Genomic DNA, 2,094 nt, shown 5'->3' with positions numbered 1-2,094 from the left:
GCGGTCAGCGATGTCGGGGTATCTGGTGCGCCGGGGATGGGTTCTTCCAGGTTGTGGGTCATAACGCGTTTGGCGGCGAATACCGCAAATGCCGTTGTGCCCAGAGAGGATTTAAACCATTCAGGTTTGTGTTCGGGGTAACCGGTTATTGAGTAATCCACACTTTGGGTCATGTGATGGAATGTTCTGGCGATCGACCAATTGGTTTGTGAAGTCAGCTGACTGGCATCCAATGAGCGCAAAAATGCCTGCAGGGCGCTGATGCTCATGTCGTCGTTGTGCTGCGGTGTATTCAGCCAATAGCCACCCGCCACGCCAATAGCGCCACAAGACAGCGCGGATATCACAAAGGTACGTCGATTCATTTTGTTGCTGTTGGTAATAAGCCAGAGTGAAACAGTATGACAATCGGGACGATCTGTATAGTGCTGATTACGAGGGGTTGATACACTTCACGCCATTACGAACAGGTTACGGAGGCGACACATGAAGGATGCCGATCGCGCAAGTATCATTAAAGCCAGCTGGAAATTGCACGACATTGTTGAGTCTGGCTATCTGGCTAACGGGGCTGTGAAAAACAGTCCGGAATGGCTGGAAAAACAGCGTTTGCTGTTAGCCGACATGGCCCTGCATTTACTCCAGACATCGGTAAAACCGGGCGACATTGACCTGGAAAAACTAACCAATAACCTGCATGCAATTTTAACGATTACCGATCAGTTCTTGCCCCATGCTGGTTTGAAGCAAGCCACCGAGTCGCTATACGAACCCCTCAGCTGACACCAGCCTGTTCGCTACGGCGCACTTCACCCGGGCTTTTCCCGATGACTTTTTTAAAGGCGCGGGAAAAGGCAGATTCAGACTGGTAACCTAAGTCCAGCGCAATGGCCAGCAAGGTGTCATTGCTGAACTGGAGTTTCGAATAGGCCAGTGACATGCGCCATTCAGTTAAATAATCCATTGGGGTGTTCCCCACCAGTTGCTTAAATTGCTGGGCAAAATTGGTCCGCGACATACCCACTTCTTTAGCCAGACTCTCTAAACGCCAGTGCTCATCTGGAGCGTTGTGGATCAGCTGTAAGGCTTTGGCGATGCGATCGTCCGACAATACACTCAACCAGCCTAAAGTGCCTGCTTCCAGACTATTAAGATGCTCGCGCAACACCGCAATAATCAGAATTTCCGCCAGCCTCGACAACACCGCCTCGGTGCCCAGACCCACATATTGAGTTTCGGTGCGGATCAATTCGCTAATGTGTTTTACCAGCGTATGGGTAGGGCGGTGAGATTCCCGGATCACCAGCGCAGTAGGTAAACCGGAAAGTAGCTTTTGGGCCAGCGGATGGGTAAAGAATAAGGCGCCACATAACAGCCGTGAAGTTTCGCCATTGCCGCCATACTCCAGGGTCTCGAAGCGCTCTGACACACACTGTATGGGCAATGATGTCAGTGGTACGCGTGGCGCAGGAGACTGCCCGTTGAGCTGGTGGCCTTCGCCGCGTGGAAACAATATAAAATCATTGGTTTGCAGGACACAGGACGTATCATCAAAGTGAAATTCGGCTGCACCATCTAACACCAGGTGGAACATCAGGCAATGAGGGATAGCGGGCATATCCACCGCCCAGGGATCGCTTAACAGGGAGTCGGTGCAAAAGGCCGTGGCGATATGCAGGTTGTTCAGCAACTTGCCCAGCGGGCTGTCTTCGAGGGGCGTATCCGCGCGCTGATTGGGGTCGAATTCCATATCGGTAGGTCTGCCTGTCCTGTTGTGAGGGGCCGCAGACCAATATACGCGAAATGCAGAAGACATGACAATTCCTCCCGTTTGGCTGATCAGAGTGCCGCTGGCCAGATTAGCAGTGCACCGCTTGCGGTTGCCGATACTGTGCGCACATGATTCCAAAATACCCAGTTGCGCAGGTATGCCTGCCAGGTGTGTGGAAATCCAAGTTCACCGCTTGCCGCTAACAAGGCATTATTGAGCGGGACATTCTTTATAAGCGTGACCAGAAAAGTGCCAGCGAAGAAGATTAGCCCGGCAAGATAATCGTTTGAGCGCGTAACCAGCAATACCAGCGCGGTGAGGGC

At 52.2% G+C, this 2,094-nt stretch carries 4 protein-coding genes; 1 reads left to right on the top strand and 3 read right to left on the bottom strand.

Annotation, left to right across the window (positions count from 1 at the left end):
* Positions 1 to 365 (bottom strand): DUF1569 domain-containing protein (locus AC4MRN_RS20605; RefSeq protein WP_491204387.1); only part of this gene is annotated, 365 nt, incomplete at its 3' end.
* Positions 366 to 486: 121 nt separating this feature from the next.
* Here AC4MRN_RS20605 and AC4MRN_RS20600 point away from each other — a divergent pair.
* Positions 487 to 783: a hypothetical protein gene (locus AC4MRN_RS20600; protein WP_073319889.1), complete on the top strand. Its 297-nt coding sequence runs from the start codon at positions 487 to 489 to the stop codon at positions 781 to 783.
* Here AC4MRN_RS20600 and AC4MRN_RS20595 read toward each other — a convergent pair.
* Positions 776 to 1,816 carry an AraC family transcriptional regulator gene (locus AC4MRN_RS20595; RefSeq protein WP_491204386.1) on the bottom strand — a complete coding sequence of 347 codons (1,041 nt, stop codon included), beginning with the start codon at positions 1,814 to 1,816 and terminating at the stop codon, positions 776 to 778. The two genes, AC4MRN_RS20600 and AC4MRN_RS20595, sit on opposite strands and share 8 nt — an antisense overlap.
* Positions 1,817 to 1,839: 23 nt before the next feature.
* The coding region (locus tag AC4MRN_RS20590) for an anthrone oxygenase family protein (RefSeq protein WP_491204385.1) at positions 1,840 to 2,094 on the bottom strand (255 nt) is incomplete at its 5' end.

It is taken from the genome of Marisediminitalea sp., assembly GCF_984433645.1.
This window is presented reverse-complemented; position numbering and strand designations above follow the sequence as displayed.

Coding starts and splice junctions, on each gene's coding strand:
- AC4MRN_RS20600 (WP_073319889.1), top strand. CDS start 487: ATGAAGGATGCCGATCGCGCAAGTATCATTAAAGCCAGCTGGAAATTG.
- AC4MRN_RS20595 (WP_491204386.1), bottom strand. CDS start 1,816: ATGTCTTCTGCATTTCGCGTATATTGGTCTGCGGCCCCTCACAACAGG.